General features: G+C 63.1%; 17 protein-coding genes. 4 read left to right on the plus strand and 13 right to left on the minus strand.

The genetic code is table 11. From position 1 onward, the window contains the following. Positions 1–110: 110 nt before the first annotated feature. The gene (locus tag G8E10_RS11445) at positions 111–1,025 is read right to left on the minus strand and encodes a sugar kinase (protein ID WP_167128979.1); all 915 of its coding nucleotides are present in this window, start codon (positions 1,023–1,025) and stop codon (positions 111–113) included. A 191-nt stretch (positions 1,026–1,216) separates the two neighbouring features. On the opposite strand from G8E10_RS11445, the gene bglA reads away from it, so the two are divergent. After that, a complete protein-coding gene (gene bglA, locus G8E10_RS11450; RefSeq protein ID WP_167128982.1) occupies positions 1,217–2,869 on the plus strand; it encodes a beta-galactosidase BglA in 1,653 nt (550 codons plus the stop codon). Here bglA and G8E10_RS25930 read toward each other — a convergent pair. From G8E10_RS25930 to G8E10_RS11500, 11 genes are all read right to left on the minus strand, one after another. Further along, on the minus strand, positions 2,861–3,193 hold the full coding sequence (locus G8E10_RS25930; RefSeq protein WP_425530832.1) for a ParE family toxin-like protein: 333 nt from the start codon (positions 3,191–3,193) through the stop codon (positions 2,861–2,863). The two genes, bglA and G8E10_RS25930, sit on opposite strands and share 9 nt — an antisense overlap. Then, positions 3,114–3,314, minus strand: coding sequence for a hypothetical protein (locus tag G8E10_RS11455; RefSeq protein ID WP_132447681.1), 201 nt, complete (start codon positions 3,312–3,314; stop codon positions 3,114–3,116). Before G8E10_RS11455 ends, G8E10_RS25930 begins: the two co-directional genes overlap by 80 nt. A 60-nt stretch (positions 3,315–3,374) precedes the next feature. Then, entirely contained in the window at positions 3,375–5,072 is a 1,698-nt protein-coding gene (gene ade / locus G8E10_RS11460) for an adenine deaminase (RefSeq protein ID WP_167128984.1), read from the minus strand. Between the two features lie 153 nt (positions 5,073–5,225). Further along, positions 5,226–5,954 (minus strand): esterase family protein, encoded by a 729-nt coding sequence (locus tag G8E10_RS11465; protein WP_167128986.1) that lies wholly within the window; start codon positions 5,952–5,954, stop codon positions 5,226–5,228. Continuing rightward, entirely contained in the window at positions 5,951–6,916 is a 966-nt protein-coding gene (locus G8E10_RS11470) for an acetylxylan esterase (protein ID WP_167128989.1), read from the minus strand. The genes G8E10_RS11465 and G8E10_RS11470 overlap by 4 nt, the downstream gene beginning before the upstream one ends. 107 nt (positions 6,917–7,023) lie before the next feature. Continuing rightward, on the minus strand, positions 7,024–8,352 hold the full coding sequence (gene aptA / locus G8E10_RS11475) for an omega-aminotransferase AptA (RefSeq protein ID WP_167128991.1): 1,329 nt from the start codon (positions 8,350–8,352) through the stop codon (positions 7,024–7,026). A 338-nt stretch (positions 8,353–8,690) separates the two neighbouring features. Continuing rightward, positions 8,691–9,032, minus strand: a complete 342-nt coding sequence (locus G8E10_RS11480; RefSeq protein WP_092934751.1) for an ArsR/SmtB family transcription factor — start codon at positions 9,030–9,032, stop codon at positions 8,691–8,693. Positions 9,033–9,151: 119 nt separating this feature from the next. Beyond that, positions 9,152–9,892: a HugZ family pyridoxamine 5'-phosphate oxidase gene (locus tag G8E10_RS11485; RefSeq protein ID WP_167128993.1), complete on the minus strand. Its 741-nt coding sequence runs from the start codon at positions 9,890–9,892 to the stop codon at positions 9,152–9,154. Positions 9,893–10,022: 130 nt separating this feature from the next. Then, complete coding sequence (choV, locus tag G8E10_RS11490) at positions 10,023–11,072, minus strand: choline ABC transporter ATP-binding protein (RefSeq protein WP_132447675.1); 1,050 nt, start codon at positions 11,070–11,072, stop codon at positions 10,023–10,025. Next, positions 11,069–11,914: a choline ABC transporter permease subunit gene (gene choW / locus G8E10_RS11495; RefSeq protein WP_167128995.1), complete on the minus strand. Its 846-nt coding sequence runs from the start codon at positions 11,912–11,914 to the stop codon at positions 11,069–11,071. Before choW ends, choV begins: the two co-directional genes overlap by 4 nt. Before the next feature lie 182 nt (positions 11,915–12,096). After that, complete coding sequence (locus G8E10_RS11500; RefSeq protein ID WP_132447673.1) at positions 12,097–13,053, minus strand: choline ABC transporter substrate-binding protein; 957 nt, start codon at positions 13,051–13,053, stop codon at positions 12,097–12,099. A 398-nt stretch (positions 13,054–13,451) separates the two neighbouring features. Here G8E10_RS11500 and G8E10_RS11505 point away from each other — a divergent pair, with 398 nt between their 5' ends. The 3 genes from G8E10_RS11505 to G8E10_RS11515 all read left to right on the plus strand — a co-directional run bounded on the left by G8E10_RS11505 (position 13,452) and on the right by G8E10_RS11515 (position 15,714). After that, complete coding sequence (locus G8E10_RS11505) at positions 13,452–14,033, plus strand: thymidine kinase (protein WP_110799363.1); 582 nt, start codon at positions 13,452–13,454, stop codon at positions 14,031–14,033. A gap of 33 nt (positions 14,034–14,066) precedes the next feature. Continuing rightward, entirely contained in the window at positions 14,067–14,459 is a 393-nt protein-coding gene (locus G8E10_RS11510) for a c-type cytochrome (RefSeq protein WP_132447672.1), read from the plus strand. Positions 14,460–14,580: 121 nt separating this feature from the next. Continuing rightward, a complete protein-coding gene (locus G8E10_RS11515) occupies positions 14,581–15,714 on the plus strand; it encodes a DUF2333 family protein (RefSeq protein WP_167128997.1) in 1,134 nt (377 codons plus the stop codon). 9 nt (positions 15,715–15,723) lie between these two features. Here G8E10_RS11515 and G8E10_RS11520 read toward each other — a convergent pair whose 3' ends face one another. Then, positions 15,724–16,719, minus strand: coding sequence for an extensin family protein (locus tag G8E10_RS11520; RefSeq protein WP_167128999.1), 996 nt, complete (start codon positions 16,717–16,719; stop codon positions 15,724–15,726). Between the last annotated feature and the right edge of the window lie 188 nt (positions 16,720–16,907).

Raw genomic sequence — 16,907 nt, forward strand, 5'->3', positions numbered from 1 at the left:
CGATAGTGTCGTCCGGTACCGTTATTTCGCGAGTCTATCCCGATATTTAGCCTCAGCGGTTCGCGTGACGTTTCACGCGAACGAGATGGCGTTCGTTACACAAGCGGATATCACGCCTGCGGCAGATGCTCGATGGGTACGAGCGCGCCGTGATGGGCAATGACGGCGGCGGCGACGCGGGCGGCGAAGGCTGCGGCTTCGGCAGGGGCAACGCCTGCCAGAACTTTCGCCAGAAACGCACCGTTGAAGCTGTCGCCGGCGCTGGTCGTGTCGACAACGGCCTCCACCTTCGGCGGCGATATGCGCGCGACGTCGCTTCCTTCGGCGGAGAGAAGGGCATCTCCGCCGCCATTCTTGACGAGGACCATGTCCGCGCCCCACTGCCGGTAGCGGGCGATCGTCGCCTCGGGGTCGGCATCGCCGAAATGCACCTGCTCGTCATCGAAGCTCGGCAGAAGGACGGTCGAGGTGCGGGCACCGGCCTCGACGACGGCGCGCAGGGTCGCCGCGTCTTCCCACAGCCGGGGCCGGATATTGGGGTCGAAGACGACGCGCTTTCCCACAGCCTTTGCGCGCCGTAGTTCCAGGATCAAGGTTTCGCGCGCTTCAGGCGAGAGGATGGCCAGCGTGATGCCGGAGAAGACGATGGTGTCGGCCTTCTCGATGGCGCTGCGCAGATGCGCGGCATCGTCGGCGAGCTTTCGCGCGGCAGATGCCGAGCGCCAGTAGGAAAAGCTGCGCTCGCCATCCTGTAGGTGGATCATGTACAGGCCGGGGGCGGCACCGTCGATCTGCCGGATGTCCTCGGTGAGGATGGCCTTGGCCTCGATGAAGGCGAGCATCTCCTGCGACAGGAGATCGGTGCCGACGGCGCTGAGATAGGCGACGTCGATATCGGCGGGGAGGTAGGTCCGGACATAATAGGCGGCGTTCAAAGTGTCGCCGGCAAAGCCCTTGCGCAGCAGCCCGCTGCCGGCATCGCCGAGTTCCACCATGCATTCGCCGATCGCCAGAAGCCGTGCCATCGCTGTTCTCCTCTTTGCTTTTGCCGGATAAAGCCTGCAGGCGGGGATGGCAAGGCGACTTGTCTCATTCTCGCCCGCTAATTCATGGGCCGTTCCCGCGGTTGTCTCCGAAAGCACAACTCCCGTCATTGCGTCGTCGATTGCCCAACGTTAGAACATCGGTCGTCCCCATCATTCAGAAGGAATCGTCCATGGCCTCTTCCTCGAAGACCAACCCGGACTGGTGGCGTGGCGCGGTGATCTATCAGGTTTATCCGCGTTCGTTCCAGGATACGAACGGAGACGGGATCGGGGATCTGCCGGGCATCACCGCGCGGCTGCCGCACATTGCGAACCTCGGCGTCGATGCCATCTGGCTCTCGCCCTTCTTCACCTCGCCCATGGCCGACATGGGTTACGACGTGTCGGATTATTGCGATGTCGATCCGATGTTCGGAACACTGGCCGATTTCGACACGATGCTCGCGGAGGCGCATCGCCTCAGCCTCAAGATCATCATCGATCAGGTGATCTCGCACACGTCCGACCAACATCCCTGGTTCAAGGAGAGCCGGGAGAGCCGCAACAATGCGCGTGCAGACTGGTATGTCTGGGCGGATGCGAAACCCGATGGCACGGCGCCGAACAACTGGCTGTCGATCTTCGGCGGCCCCGCCTGGGAATGGGACGGCGTGCGCCGGCAATACTACCTGCATAATTTCCTCGGCTCGCAGCCGGACCTGAACTTCCACAATCCAGATGTACAGGAGGCCGTGCTCGACACGGTTCGTTTCTGGCTGGAGCGCGGCGTGGACGGCTTCCGGCTCGATACGGTCAACTACTACTTCCATGACAAGGAGCTGCGGGACAACCCGCCGCTCGGGCTCGGCGACGACGGGCCGGGGCTCGATGCGCCCGACGTCAATCCCTATGGCATGCAGAGCCATCTTTACGACAAGACGCAGCCTGAGAATATCGGCTTCCTCAAGCGCTTCCGGGCGCTGCTGGAAGAGTATGACGACCGCACGGCTGTCGGCGAAGTCGGCGATGGCGGACGGTCGCTGAAGACGCTGGCAGCCTATGTCAGCGGCGGCGACAAGCTGCATATGTGCTATACGTTCGATCTCTTGGGACCCGACTTCACGGCAAGCCATATCAAGCATTGCGTCTCGTCGTTTCAGGAATCGGTGACGGACGGCTGGGTCTGCTGGGCCTTTTCCAACCACGACGTTCAGCGGCACGTCTCGCGTTTCATCCAGAACGAGAGCGAGCGGGAGCGGATCGGCAAGCTGGCGATCTCCGTGCTTGCGACGTTGCGCGGCTCCATCTGCCTCTATCAGGGGGAGGAGTTGGCCCTGCCGGAAGCCCAACTCGAACTGCACGAGCTGCGAGATCCCTACGGCATCCGCTTCTGGCCGGCCTTCAAGGGCCGCGACGGATGCCGCACGCCGATGCCGTGGGAAAGTGCCGGCCAGAGCGGTGGCTTCTCCACCGGGCAACCCTGGCTGCCGGTGCCGGACGTCCACAAGGCCATCGCCGTCGATGTGCAGGATGCTGACCCGGGCTCGGTGCTCGCGCACTACCGCGCGACGCTCGCCTTCCGCAAGGCGCATGCCGAACTCTTCGATGGCGGGATGACCTTTCTCGATACCAACCAGGACATCTTGATTTTCACCCGCGAGAAGGCCGGCGACAAACTTCTCTTCGTCTTCAACCTGCGCCGGGGTCCGCAAACCGTGACGCTGCCGAAGGGCATGACCATCGCCGAGACGCTGCCTTTGCCGGGATTTGACACGGCGCGGGTTGAGAACGGCGAGATCGTGCTGGAGGCGCTGGATGCCTTTTGCGGGCGGGTGTCAGGCTAGAAGCTTGTCATAATCGGCATGCGAGCCGATCCAGAACCAGACAAGGTCTTCGCCGTTTCTAACGGCGAGGGCCCGCCAGGATGATCCGACCCGAACGGACCAGAAGCGGCCCACCTGCTTCAGATGGAGGGAGGGGTGGAAAGGATCACCCTTCAGGATATCGAAATTGCGATCCGCAACCGTTCTCACATGCCCGGGAAGTGCGTCGTAGCATTTCCAGAACGCGGCGGTTGCATATGATGCTTCAAAGGCGTCGTGCTCGTCCCGCGGAAAGCTCGGATAGGGCGGCATCTGCCAGCGCATCAAGCTTTCCGGATGTTGCATCCGTTTCGAAACGCTCGTCCCAGCGCTTTGCCTGTAGGTCTTCGAACCAGCGTGTGAACTCCGCGAGGTCTTCGGCGGATAGCTCGGTTACCGATTTTTCGATATGTTCGAGGCGGCTCATCACGGTCTCCGATTTTGCGCGAAGATTAGAACACGCGCCTGTTTCTGCCAAGATCGTCCTTTACCCGATCAGAACGAACCGATCCACATCCACCAGCCCTTTATCCGAGATCTTCAGATGCGGGATCACGGGCAGGGGCAGGAAAGCGAGTTGCAGGAAGGGTTCCTGCAACTTGGCGCCCAGAGCGAAGGCGGCCTGACGCAGGTGGTGGAGGGTGTCGCGGACGCTCTCATAGGGCTCGAGGCTCATCAGGCCTGCGACGGGGAGAGCGATTTCGCCGGTCACGACGCCGTCTTCGACCACGACGAAACCGCCCTTGATCTCGCCAAGCCGATTGGCGGCGAGTGCCATGTCGTCGGGATCGACGCCGACGACGCAGATATTGTGGCTGTCGTGCCCGACCGTCGAGGCGATGGCACCCTTCTTGAGACCGAAGCCCTGGACGAAGCCGTTGGCGTGGTTGCCGTTGACGCCGTGGCGCTCGATGACGGCGACCTTGATGATATCGTGTCCCAGATCGACGCCCGTCTGGTTGCCGTCCGCCGGCAGTTGGAAACGACGATGCTCGGTGATGATCTTGCCCGGGAGAACGCCGATGACGGACGTCTCGCCCTCCGTATAGGGAACGGCGAAGGCGGCGGCGTGGATGTGGCCCGCCTTGACGCTGTCGAGGCCGACGGGTGCGACAGGGCGACGGGTGGCAAAGAGGGCATCGGTCACGTGGCGGCCGCCAGCGAAGACCATCTGCGCCTTGCAGCTTGCAAGGCTATCCACCACCACGAGATCGGCCCGCCAGCCGGGGGCCACCAGCCCGCGATCCCTCAGGCCGAAGGCGCGAGCGGCGGAGATGGAGGCGGCGCGATAGACGACGAGCGGGTCCACGCCGTGGGCGATGGCTTCGCGGATCATGTAGTCGAGGTGCCCCTCTTCAGCGATATCGAGCGGGTTGCGATCGTCGGTACAGAGCGCGAGAAAGGGCGAGAGCCGCTCGGTCAGGATCGGCATCAGGGCGTGGAGGTCTTTGGACACGGAGCCCTCGCGCACGAGGATGTGCATGCCCTTGCGGATCTTCTCCAGCGCTTCGTCCGCCGTCGTGCATTCATGATCGGTGCGGATGCCGGCTGCCAGATATCCGTTGAGGTCGAGACCCCGCAGCAGCGGGGCATGGCCGTCGATATGGCCGTCCTGGAAGGCTTCGAGCTTGGCGAGGCAGATGGGATCCTTGTGGATGACGCCCGGAAAGTTCATGAACTCGGCAAGGCCGATCACCTTCTCATGGTTCCGATAGGGCAGCAGTGCCTCGATTGGCAGGTTGGCGCCTGATGTCTCCAGATGCGTCGCCGGCACGCAGCTCGACAGCTGCACGCGGATATCCATGATGGTCTCGCGGGCGCTGTCGAGGAAGAACTCGATGCCTTCGGTGCCGAGCACGTTGGCGATTTCGTGCGGGTCGCAGATGGCGGTCGTGACGCCGTAGGGCAGCACGCAGCGGTCGAACTCGTGCGGTGTGACCAGCGAGGATTCGATGTGCAAATGCGTATCGATGAAGCCGGGCACGACGATGCGGCCGGAAATGTCGATCTCCTCCACGCCCTGATAGCTGCCGCAGGTGCCGACGATACGGTCGCCGCAGAGGGCGATGTCGGATTCGATGCATTCGCCGGTGACGAGATCGAAGAAGCGGCCATTCTTGAGGACGATGTCGGCAGCGACGCGGCCCGTGCCCTGGTCGATACGGTCGGAGAGGGAGGCGGACATGGGAGCTCCGATTCTGGCGGCGATAAGCGGCATGATGGGTTGGCGATGTCTGGTGCGGTGCACCAAGGCCCATCATAGAGGGCGCAGCCGGCAGGGGAAGGGTGGCGTGCGAATTGTCGTGTCGCCGGTGCTCTGGAAAGGTACGCGTGGCTGTCAGATGTAGAGCGCGGCCATCTTGCGCCAGGACTGGCCGCGATGAGCACGGCCGTCCCAGATGTGGAGCTGGTGGCCGACGCCCTTTTCGCTCAGCAACTGGCTCAGATGCCGGTTGTTATCGAGGAAAGGGTCGGCATTGCCGATGGTGAGTACGATGTCGACGGACTTCAAGCGGTCGAGCCGCCAGTCTTGCGACAGGCCCGGCAGAAAATGCGTCGGCGTGTGGAAATAGACCTCATCGTCGTAATGGCCATCGAGCAGGTTTGTGAAGCTCTCGATCTCCAGCGTCAGGTCGTAGCGGCCGGAAAAGGCGACGAGCTTGGAAAAGAGATGCGGGTGGCGGAAGACGAGGCTGGCCGCCTGGTAGGCACCGAGGCTGCAGCCCTGCACGATGGTGGCGCCGTACGGATTCTTGTGCGCCATGAGCGGCAGCACTTCGTTGAGGACGTATTCCTCCAGCGCCCTGTGGCGGCGGATGCGGGCGGCGGGATGGAGGCTGCGGTCGTAGAAGGTCTCCCGCGCGAGACCCTCGATGCAGAAGAGCTGGAGATGACCGGCGCGGACCTTATCCGCCAGCGCATCGACGAGGCCGAGCGTCTCGTATTCCCAGAACCGACCTTCACGCGTCGGAAACATCAGCACCTTCGCGCCCGCATGCCCGAACACCAGCAACTCCATGTCACGATGGAGCCGTGGACTGTACCAGCGCAGATATTCGCGATTCATGGTGTCCCGAAGAGGTTCCCGACTTTTGCCATCAGCGCAGAGGACTGCGCCGCCTGACCAGGATAATCGAAATGCCCGGCATCCAGGATGAAGATTTCGTTACAATCCTTGATCGGTAGCGCATTGGCAACGGAGAACTGGCAGGGCGGAGCGACCGCGGGATCGAAACGTGCGACGGCGCAGAGGAGGGGTACGGTGATGCGGGTGGCGGCGCTTGCCGCATCGAAGAGCCGCAGCGTCTGCTGCACCTCCGGGTGCGTGCGGCCATAGGCCTGCACGGCGCGGGCGCTGCCGATGGTGGGCAGCGTGAGCCAGAGCGGCCGGTTTCCGAAGGTGGGAACGACGAGGTGGCCCCGATCGATCCGGTCGTCATGGGGTATGGCCAATGCGCCGATACCGCCGCCGAGGCTGATGCCGCTGTAGCCGACACGGCCTTTCGTGCCGGGAAAGAGCGTGTTCAGCACGGTTACGGCGACCCAGACGTCTTCGACGCAGCCGCCGATGATGTAGCGGTCCGGCTTGTCGATATCGTGCAGGACGTGCCAGGCAGGATCGGGCGAGATCGGCGCGCGCGAACTGCGGGAAAGGCCGCGGAAGCAGGGAAAGAGGATCGCAGTGTCTTCGACCGGCAGGTCGAGATCGGGCTGATCGCGTCCGCCATAGCCGTGGCCGACGACGAGGCCGCGGCGCACGTTTCCGTGTTGGGGGACGAGAAGCCAGCCGCCGATGCGGAAGCCGTCCGTCGAGGTGTAGGAGAGATCGTGGATGGTCCACCTTGGATGCCGCGTTGCCGAGCGCGTAAGGCTCGGGCTTGGGTCTCTGGCAAGCGCCTTGCGGTAGCGCGCCTGCCAGAAGGCGTCGAACCCCTCCACCTCCGGCGGCGGCCGGATCGCACGGAGTTCCTTGAGCCCGAGGCCGTAGGTGGGGTCGAAGTCATAGGGGTGGCGCTTGGGTATGCTCATAGTCGGCGAGGCTCATGCTCACGAGAGAGGGTGGCCCGACGCGGAGCGCGGGAAGGCCTCCAGCGTCCCGCAGCAGCTCTCTGCTACGGGATGATGATGAAGGTCGCTCAGATGCCGCTTTCGAGCACCTGCCGGATGCCGGCAACGAGCTCGTCGATCTGGGCTTCGGTTATGATCAGCGGCGGGGACAAGGCAATCGTGTCGCCGGTTGTGCGGATCAACAGGCCATTCTCATAGGCTTTGAGGAAGGCCGAGAAGGCGCGCTTCGTCGGCTCGCCGGCAATCGGCGCGAGTTCGATGGCGCCGATGAGGCCGATATTGCGGATGTCGATGACATGCGGGCAGTCGCGGAGCGAGTGCAGGGCATTTTCCCAATAGGGTGCGAGCGTGGCTGCGCGGGTCAGAAGGCCTTCGTCACGGTAGGTGTCGAGCGTGGCGATAGCGGCGGCCGAGGCGATCGGGTTGCCGGAATAGGTGTAGCCATGGAAGAACTCGATCATGTGCTCCGGCCCCTGCATGAACGCGTCATGGATCTCGGACGTCACGAAAACCGCGCCCATGGGGACGACGCCGTTCGTTAGGCCCTTCGCCGTCACGATCATGTCCGGCATGACGTCGAAATACTGTGCCGCGAAGGGCGTGCCGAGACGACCGTAGCCGGTGATGACTTCGTCGAAGATCAGCAGGATGCCGTGCTTGGTGCAGATCTCGCGCAGCTTCTGCAGGTAGCCCTTCGGCGGAATGAGCACGCCGGTCGACCCCGCCACGGGCTCCACGATGACGGCGGCAATGGTCGAGGCATCGTGCAGGGTGACGATGCGTTCGAGTTCCGTGGCGATATCGCCGCCATGCTCGGGCTCGCCCTTGGTGAAGGCGTTCTTGTCCGGCATATGCGTGTGCGGCATGTGATCGACGCCGCTCAGCAGCGTGCCGAACATCTTGCGGTTCGAGACGATACCGCCGACGGAGATGCCGCCGAAATTAACGCCGTGATAGCCGCGCTCGCGGCCGATCAGGCGCGAACGGGCGCCGTCGCCCTTCACCCGGTGGTAGGCCAGCGCGACCTTGAGAGCGGTATCGACTGATTCCGAGCCGGAGTTCGTGTAGAGCACATGGTTGAAGCCCTCGGGCGCAATGTCCACGAGGCGGTTGGCAAGCTCGAACGCCTTGGGGTGGCCGAGCTGGAAGGCAGGGGCGTAATCAAGCTCGCCCGCCTGTTGGCAGATGGCCTCGGTGATCAGCGGGCGGCAGTGCCCGGCATTGACGCACCACAGTCCGGCCGTGCCGTCGAGAACGGTGCGCCCGTCATGCGTCTTGTAGTGCATGTCCTTCGCCGAGACGAACATGCGCGGTTCCTTCTTGAACTGCCGGTTCGACGTGAAGGGCATCCAGAAGGCGCGCAGGTCGTTGGGAGTGGCGTTCAGGCGGTTCGACATGACGGTCTCCATGGCCAAGACGGCCATTTGGCGTTTGAGCTGTTCGGCGAATTTTATCCGATGGTCAAACTATCAGCGGGACTGAGGGCGTCAAGATATGCCGCATGCGTTGTCCTCCCGGGGGCAAGCATCACGAGAATGATTTAGGTAAGTGACGAATAACATTGAAGATGGTTGTGAAAAGAAAAAAGCCAGGAACCTCCCTGATTCCTGGCTTTCGTCACGCAGAATTTGCCCGTCCCGGCAAAGATCGGGTTGAGGGTCATGCGTTGATATCTGCCCGCTTCGCGCCGCCGTACATCTCGACTTTCGCCGATACCAGCGGCTTTCACGCAATGTTACGCAGAGCGGCGACGCGGCTGTGCTTCTTCCTTCGCGTCTGCTGCGCCGTAGATTTCGGACAGCATCGAGAGGACCTTCAAAACGGACTCGGACGAAGACGAGTAGTAGATCGTCTGGGCGTCGCGGCGTGTCGTCACCAGGCTCTGGGCCCGAAGCTTCGACAGGTGTTGCGAAAGCGCAGACTGACTAAGGCCGACCTGAGCAGCAAGCGCTCCGACAGCCATTTCGCCCTTGACCAGTTCGTTCAGGATCAGCAGCCGCTTCGGGTTGGCCATAGCCGAAAGAAAATCCGCAGCGACCTCGGCTTTTTCATGCTGGTGGGGAGGAATTGTTTCCATGCCATACTCCATGCGACGTCTTGGCCCCACCCATTTGGTGCGGCTAGAATGAGACAATTAGGCATGACGCATAAAGGGAACAACAGGCCTATGCGAGATTTAGGGGTACTTCCGGGGAGTTAACGGTAAAGTTTGACGAACATTGCACGGAGATCTGCGGTGTTTTCAACCTGCCGGGGAAAGACCACCCGACGGAATGCGTCTCCGAACGCAAGATCGATTCCTTCGGCATCAATGCCGGTCACTTGCCAGCCTGGAGTAACCGGCTCGGGATCGTCCACAATCCTATATGTGACAGCATCTGCGTTGCTTTCGAGTTCGTCAAGAAGAACGCGTTCTGCTGTTGCGATTTCTTCCAGCGCAGGCGACGCGATCAAAAGGTCATTTCCTCCCAACGCGTAAGCCCGGCCGAAGCCCGCATTGAAGCTTGCGCGGAGAGGTGCGAGCCGGAAAAACAGGAAATCGGGGAAATCGATATAAAGCTGCGTCTTGGGATGACGCCGCAGGAAGCGCGACCGCAAGCGCGGGTGGCGCGGGTCCGTCTGCGTCACGGGTTCCACCTCGCACTGCACGGTGATTCTCGGATGCGCGAGCGGATCACCCTTGCCCGTGCGTCCGGCAAGCAGCGAGCACCTGGCATCGGCGAGCAGCGCCTGCGTATGGGTTGCCAGCCGCGAGGCCAAGATGACCGGCGTGCCGTCGATGTCGAAGCCGAGGAGCACGCGGCTGACGAAGGGGAAGCCATCGCTGGCCGGTTCGAGGACGGCGATGGCCGCGCTGCGTTGTTCACGCAGGACGAGGCGGGCGAGCTTTCGCGCCGCATCGTCCGTTTCGCGCAACACGTGTGGTTTGTCTGTCATCTCGGGGCTCCCTGATGCTTCGTCGTTCGCGGTACGAGTCCGCGAACGATTCGGCTGTGGAGCCTACGGAGCGAAGCTGTCTTGTGAAGCCGCTTTGGCTGGACGCGTGCTCGATACGTGCTTGGGGGCCTCAGGGGCGGGTTCGATGCCGCGTCAGGCCCTCGATCACGTCTTGGGCGTCGATGGTTCCGATGACGGCGCCGTTTTCGACAACGCCGATCGCGCCCGGCTGGCGGGTCATGGCATCGAGAATGTCGATCAGCGGCGTGTCGGGCGCCGCCGTGGCGCTGACGCCGCCGGGTGCGGGGCGCTGTGCCAGGCCGCGCTGCATGACATCGGTTGCGGTCAGCATGGTGATCGGGTTCATGTGCTGGACGAAATCGGCGACATACTGGTTGGCCGGGTTCTTGACGATTTCCTGCGGCGTGCCGCACTGGATGATGCGTCCGCCTTCCATGATGGCGATGCGGTTGCCGATGCGGAAGGCTTCGTCCAGATCGTGACTGACGAAGAGGATGGTCTTCTTCAAGCGGCGCTGGAATTCGAGAAGCTCGTCCTGCAGGCGCGTGCGGATGAGCGGGTCGAGCGCGGAAAAGGGCTCGTCCATCAGGAGGATCGGCGCGCCGGTGGCAAAGGCTCGGGCAAGGCCGACGCGCTGCTGCATGCCGCCGGAGAGCTCCTGCACCTTGCGGCCGGCCCACTGCGTGAGGTTCACTAGTTCCAGCTGTTCGCCAACGCGCCGCCGGCGCTCGGCATCGGGCACGCCGGCCAGTTCCAGGCCGAAGCCGACATTGTCCTCGACCGTGCGCCAGGGCAGGAGCGCGAACTGCTGGAACACCATGGAGACGGTGTGCATGCGGAAGTCGCGCAAGGCCTTGGATGTCGCGCGGTAAGGGTCGATCGTGCCGGTGCCCGTCTTCACGCTGACATTGCCGCGCACGACGGGCGCGAGGCCGTTTACGGCTCGCAGCAGCGTCGATTTGCCGGAGCCCGACAGCCCCATCAGCACGAGGATTTCGCCTTCGCGCACGGTGAGCGATGCACCGGCCACGCCGAGGACGAGACCTGTGGCTTCGCCGATCTCGTCGCGGGTCTTGCCGGTATCGACCATCTGCAAGGCCCGTTCGGGGCGTTCGCCGAAGACGATATCGACGTTTTCGAAGATCACGGCATCGCTCATGCGCCTTCTCCTTCATCCGAGGAGCGGAAGAGGCGATCGAGAATGATCGCCAGAATGACGATACAGAGACCGGCTTCGAAGCCCTTGGCGACGTTGACGGTGTTCAGCGCCCGCAGCACGGGAACGCCGAGCCCGTTGGCGCCGACGAGGGCCGAGATGACCACCATGGACAGCGACAGCATGATCGTCTGGGTGAGGCCTGCCATGATCTGCGGCGTGGCGAAGGGCAGCTCGATCTTGCGCAGCACCTGCGACGGCGTGGCGCCGAAGGACACGGCCGCCTCTGTCAGCGAGGGTGGCGTCGAGATGATACCGAGCCGGGTCAAGCGGATGGGTGCGGGAATCGCGAAGATCACAGTGGCGATCAGGCCGGGGACCATGCCGAGGCCGAAGAGGATCAGCGCGGGAATGAGATAGACGAAGGTCGGGATGGTCTGCATCAGGTCGAGCACGGGGCGCATGAAGGCGTAGACCCAGGCGCGCCGCGCGGCGGCGATGCCCAAGGGAATGCCGATGGCCATGGAGACGACGCTTGCCGCCAGCACGAGGGCCAGCGTTTCCGTCGTTTCCTTCCAGTAACCCTGGTTGATGATGAGGAGCAGGCCGAGGCCGGTGAAGAGCGTGACGCCGATGGACCGGCGCAGCAACCAGGCCAGCACGGTGACGAGACCGACGACGACGAGGGGATGGGGGTACTGCAGAACGAAGAGAATGGCGGTGACGACGCCCGACAGGAAGCTGGAGAGCTGGTCGAAGAACAGGCTGAAATTGGTCGTCAACCAGTCGACGAAGGCCTTCGCGCCCTGGCCGATAGGAACGCGGTGTCCTGTCAGAAAATCCATGCGGGATCCTCTCCTGAAAGAGTGACGGATGATACGACATCGATCGCTGTGACATCATGGACCGCGCAGGCGCAGATCGCAAAGGTCGGACCGAAGAAAGACGGATCTGAGGAAAATAGGGCTTGGATAAGCCCGGATGCCAGTGCGGAAAAGGCGGGGTTTCCCCCGCCTTCATGTCTGGATCAGAGGCCGAGCGCCGCCTTGACGGCCGGCAGGCCATCCTTGCCGTCCAGCGTCGTGACGCCGGCAAGCCAGGGTTCGATGGCGGTCGGGTTGGCCTTCAGCCATTCCTTTGCTGCCGTCTCGGGTTCCTCGCTGTCGTTCAGGATCTTGCCCATGATATGGTTTTCCATATCGAGGGTGAACTTCACGTTGGAGATCAGCTTGCCGATATTCGGGCATTCCGAGACGTAGCCGGCGCGCGTGTTGGTGTAGACGGTCGCACCGCCGAAGTTCGGGCCGAAGGTGGAGTCGCCGCCCGTGAGGTAGGTCATCTCGAAGGTCGAGTTCATCGGGTGCGGGGCCCAGCCGAGCCAGACGACCGGCTTGTCGTCCTTCTGGGCGCGTGCGACCTGCGACAGCATGCCCTGTTCGGAGCTTTCGACGATCTCGAGACCGCCCATGCCCATCTCGTTCTTCTCGATCAGCGTCATGACGAGGCGATTGCCGTCATTTCCCGGCTCGATGCCGTAGATCTTACCGCCCAGTTCGTCCTTGTGCTTCCCGATGTCGGAGAAGTCCTTGATGCCGAGAGCGGCACCCTTGGCATTGGTGGCGAGCGTGTATTTCGCGCCTTCGAGGTTCGCGCCGAGCGATTCGACCGTTTTGTCGTCGAGATAGGGCTTCACGTCCTTTTCCTGGGCCGGCATCCAGTTGCCGAGGAAGACGTCGATGTCCTTGTTCTTCAGCGACTGGTAGGTGACGGGAACCGAGAGCACCTTGATGTCGGGCGTGTAGCCGAGGCCTTCGACAACAGCCGCAACCGTTGCGGTCGTGGCCGTGATGTCCGTCCAGCCGACATCGGAGAAGCGGACGGTGGCACAGCTTGCCGGGTCGGCGGCGAAGGCGGTTCCGGCGCTCAGCGCGCTCAAAGAAACGGCGGCGGACAGCGTGAGCAGGCGGGCGAAACTTCTGGTCATTGGTTTTTTGTTCCCCTGTTATGACGTCAGAAAGAGTATCGGATCCTCGGCATGTCCAGATCCGACGGTCAGGTCAGTGTATTGCGCTTGCGAACTCACACGGCCCGTAATGCGACAGCAGGTGTCGCAATGGCGCATTCCATGATCACGATCGAATTTAGTGGACCGTCGATCCGGAGTGCGATGTCGGACCGGCGCGAGGACGGTCGAGCGTTCACGATCGTGAACATAGGGCATCGATTTACCGAGGCATAGGTGCAAGCGCGAGAATGACCGAAGCCGACCGTCCGAACACGGCTCTGGCCAAATGGCGTTTGGTCAGGCATGAAGCCGCCGGCCGGGGCGCCATGCTCAGCTCCATCCCGCGGTGCGCTTGAAAACCCGAAAGGATCGTCGGCATGGCCAAGCTCTATTTTCACTACGCCACGATGAACGCCGGCAAATCGACCCTGCTGCTGCAATCCTCCTACAATTACGAAGAGCGCGGCATGCGCACGGTGGTGCTGATCGCTGCCTTCGACGACCGTGCGGGCGAGGGGCGCGTTTCCTCGCGCATCGGCCTGTCGTCGGACGCGATCGCGTTCCGCGTGACGGACGACCTCTATGCGCTGGTCAAGGATGCGATCTCGCAGACGGATGCCGCTTGCGTGTTCGTGGACGAGGCGCAGTTTCTGAGCGAGGTGCAGGTGTGGCAGCTTGCCCGGGTGGCCGACCGGCTCGGCGTTCCGGTCATGGCCTATGGTCTGCGCACCGATTTCCGTGGACAGCTGTTTCCCGGATCGGCGGCGCTTCTGGCGATCGCGGACGAACTGCGCGAGGTGCGGACCATCTGCCATTGCGGCCGCAAGGCGACCATGGTGGTGCGCCTCGACGGGCAGGGGCGTGTGATGCATGAGGGCGCGCAGGTCGAGATCGGCGGCAACGAGAAATATGTGTCCTACTGCCGCCGGCACTGGGACGACCGGATGCATGAGGCATAAGCTGTGTTTCCACCTTATCTAAGGGAGCGCGACATGCGCATCGGTCTCTGTCTTCTGATCTCCTTCATTGCAGCCACAGGTGCGGCGCGCGCCGGAGATGCCCCAACTGGAGATGCAGGAGCGGGCGAACGGGTGTTTCGCAAATGCGGCGCCTGCCACACGGCGACAGGGCCGGAGAACCGCGTCGGCCCGAGCCTGCAAGGCGTCGTCGGCCGGCCCGTCGCGCATGTCGCGAGCTATGGCTATTCGGATGCGATGACGGCGTTCGCCAGCGACGGCAAGGTGTGGGACGAGGCGAGGCTTTCGGCCTATCTGCTGGCGCCGCGCGCCATGGTTCCCGGTACGCGCATGAGCTTTGCCGGCCTGAAAACCGACAAGGATATCGCCGACGTGATCGCCTATCTGAAGAGCACGTCTGTGCAATAAAGCGCGAGGCGGGATGAAGCCGGTTGTGGCGGGTGGCGGCTATGCCTATGTCAGGCTGGGCAGCAAGCATCATGTCCCAAGTCCTGTGTCACCAGCCCCATCCCACAAGGAACACGCCTCCATGTTCGAACCGGTCGTCGCGTTCTTCCAGCGCCTTTTTTCAGCCATCGGCCGGGGGCTGGGCGTTGCCATCTCCTGGCTGCTGTTTCCCTTCGTCAAGTTTGCCGGCTGGTTTCGGGCAAGCGGCGGCTGGATCATCAAGGGGCCGGTGGCCGCCGTCGTCATCCTGTTCGTCGGTCTCTATGGCTATTTTCTCTATACCACGCAGGCCTGGACGAACTTCGATCCCGACTACGTCAACCGTTACAATTTCGCGGCACGCAAGACGGATGCCGGCCTGCCGGTGAAGTTTGCGCCGGGTGCCGCAGCGCCTGCGACGGCGACCTGCGAGCGCTCGGCGATCGTCGATGTCGCCTCCGATCTCATCGACTTCAATGTCGATGAGAATGCCTGGATCTCCTCCATGCTGCTCTACAAGGCCGGCTTCTTTGGTATCGACTGGGACCACACGCCGTTCCTCGACAACAAGGCGTCTTTCCAGCGTGGCGTGAACCAAGCGGTACGGCGCACGACGGTGGAACTGGTGGATTCGCTCGGCCGGGTGCGCGGCACGTCCGGCATCAACGAGAATTTGCAGAAGGCCCGCAGCAACATGCAGTTCGATGAGGGCGCGTGGTATTTCGGGCTCGACCCGTTCGGCCCGAAGACGCCGACGCCGAGCTTCTATCGTTCCGCCAAGCGCGATCTACAGGCCTTCAACGAGAGCCTCGTGAAATGCGAGGCGACGTTCGACGGGCGTTCGGACAATCTGATCGAGTTCATCGACCGCATCTCCAACGATATCGGCAACACGTCGGCGATGATCCGCGAGCGTTCCGAGGACCATAATGGCGGCTGGTTCGATACCCGGGCCGACGACCGGTTCTGGTTCGCGTACGGGCAGCTCTACGGCTATTACGGCGTGATGGCAGCAGCCGGCGCCGATTTCGACGGCGTCATCACCCAGCGTGGACTGGCGCCGATCTGGGCGGAAAGCCTGAAGCAGCTGCGCTCGGCGCTGCGCATCCAGCCGGCCATCATTTCCAACGGCCGCGAGGACGGCTGGATCATGCCGACGCACCTCGCGACCATGGGCTTCTATATCCTGCGAGTTCGTTCCAACCTCGTGGAGATGCGCGACATTCTGGCTCGTTAAGCTCGGAAATCAGCGGCAATACCGGTAGTTGCCGCGCCGTTGCAGCACGTCGAAATGCAGGTGATTTTCGTGGGCCTCGTCGCTGCCGGGGTCCAGCACCGTTTCGAAGTAAAGGCATCCGGTGGCGGTTACCGCACGCTGGAAGGCGCCGGAGAGCGTGCCGTCCTCGTCGCGCGGCTGGATCGCGATCGTCTCGCCGTTCCTGAAGGTGAAGGAGGCGATGTCGATGGCGTTGCCGCGGGCGTGCTCGGAGATCTTGCCCGTTGATGCGTTGTTGCGCAGACGGCAGATATAGCTTGAGGCCTGGTTGATGCTCTTCAGTGCGCCATCCTCCGACATGGCGACCCGGGCTGCTGGCAGTACGGCCTCCTTCGTCCAGCGCGCGAGTTCCAGCGCGGCTTCGCAGCGCAGCGTCGCGTCCGGCGCAAGCTTGATGCCCGGCAGGATCTCGGACACGGAAATCGGCTTGTCGATACCGCAACCCTGGCCGTCGTCGATGCGCGGCTTTTCCGAGAAGGTCGCGCCGAGCGCCTTCAGATCCGTCAGGCACTGCGCATAGGCCGCGGGTTCTTCCGGTGTGATGACGAGTTCGGCGGCGGGCGTCGTGGGCTTCGGCTCGGCCGGTTTGTCGGCGGGTGCGGCTTCGCCGGATGCCGGCGCGTCGGACTTCGTGTCCTGCTTGGCCGCATCGGGCTCGGCCGGTTTTTTCGTCCCACTCTCCGGCTTGCCGGCTTCGGGCTCTTCCGGGGTCGCGTCCGTCGCCGGAGGCACAGGCTTCGTCTCGGGCTTTGGAACATCTTCCGCAGCCGCCGGTTCGACGGGCTGTCCGTCGGTGCTGGTTGCCTCAAGCTCCTTTGCCTTCTCCGTCACAGGCCCCGTCTGCGTTTCGACGGTTGCGGGCTTGGCATCCGGAACCGGACCGGCCTCCGGCAGGCCTGCGCCTGCCAGGATGAAAACGGCCGGGAGGACCATCAGGGGGAAAAGCAGCGGAAGACGTCGGCGCATAGGGACCCATCCAATTTCTGGCGGCACTTTGGCCGGTCATGCTGAATTAGGTGCGTCATGGCCGATGGCGAGGGGCGGGGCGAGCGGTTTGCCGTGAGGTGTCGCGCTTTCGCCACGGTGTCATCATCGCGAAGCCTGCTTTTGCAGCGCTTGCCGCTTGCCAGACGGCGCTCTCCGCGCTAACAGTT

Origin of the sequence: Ferranicluibacter rubi, assembly GCF_011603255.1 — a bacterium.
GTDB lineage: Bacteria > Pseudomonadota > Alphaproteobacteria > Rhizobiales > Rhizobiaceae > Ferranicluibacter > Ferranicluibacter rubi.

Excerpts from the sequence above, each read along its gene's own strand:
- G8E10_RS11500 (WP_132447673.1), bottom strand. The coding sequence starts at position 13,053 with ATGACCAGAAGTTTCGCCCGCCTGCTCACGCTGTCCGCCGCCGTTTCT.
- G8E10_RS11480 (WP_092934751.1), bottom strand. The coding sequence starts at position 9,032 with ATGGAAACAATTCCTCCCCACCAGCATGAAAAAGCCGAGGTCGCTGCG.
- bglA (WP_167128982.1), top strand. The coding sequence starts at position 1,217 with ATGGCCTCTTCCTCGAAGACCAACCCGGACTGGTGGCGTGGCGCGGTG.
- G8E10_RS11505 (WP_110799363.1), top strand. The coding sequence starts at position 13,452 with ATGGCCAAGCTCTATTTTCACTACGCCACGATGAACGCCGGCAAATCG.
- choW (WP_167128995.1), bottom strand. The coding sequence starts at position 11,914 with ATGGATTTTCTGACAGGACACCGCGTTCCTATCGGCCAGGGCGCGAAG.
- G8E10_RS11470 (WP_167128989.1), bottom strand. The coding sequence starts at position 6,916 with ATGAGCATACCCAAGCGCCACCCCTATGACTTCGACCCCACCTACGGC.
- ade (WP_167128984.1), bottom strand. The coding sequence starts at position 5,072 with ATGTCCGCCTCCCTCTCCGACCGTATCGACCAGGGCACGGGCCGCGTC.
- G8E10_RS11515 (WP_167128997.1), top strand. The coding sequence starts at position 14,581 with ATGTTCGAACCGGTCGTCGCGTTCTTCCAGCGCCTTTTTTCAGCCATC.
- aptA (WP_167128991.1), bottom strand. The coding sequence starts at position 8,352 with ATGTCGAACCGCCTGAACGCCACTCCCAACGACCTGCGCGCCTTCTGG.
- G8E10_RS11465 (WP_167128986.1), bottom strand. The coding sequence starts at position 5,954 with ATGAATCGCGAATATCTGCGCTGGTACAGTCCACGGCTCCATCGTGAC.
- G8E10_RS11520 (WP_167128999.1), bottom strand. The coding sequence starts at position 16,719 with ATGCGCCGACGTCTTCCGCTGCTTTTCCCCCTGATGGTCCTCCCGGCC.
- G8E10_RS11455 (WP_132447681.1), bottom strand. The coding sequence starts at position 3,314 with ATGAGCCGCCTCGAACATATCGAAAAATCGGTAACCGAGCTATCCGCC.
- G8E10_RS25930 (WP_425530832.1), bottom strand. The coding sequence starts at position 3,193 with ATGCAACATCCGGAAAGCTTGATGCGCTGGCAGATGCCGCCCTATCCG.
- G8E10_RS11510 (WP_132447672.1), top strand. The coding sequence starts at position 14,067 with ATGCGCATCGGTCTCTGTCTTCTGATCTCCTTCATTGCAGCCACAGGT.
- G8E10_RS11485 (WP_167128993.1), bottom strand. The coding sequence starts at position 9,892 with ATGACAGACAAACCACACGTGTTGCGCGAAACGGACGATGCGGCGCGA.
- choV (WP_132447675.1), bottom strand. The coding sequence starts at position 11,072 with ATGAGCGATGCCGTGATCTTCGAAAACGTCGATATCGTCTTCGGCGAA.
- G8E10_RS11445 (WP_167128979.1), bottom strand. The coding sequence starts at position 1,025 with ATGGCACGGCTTCTGGCGATCGGCGAATGCATGGTGGAACTCGGCGAT.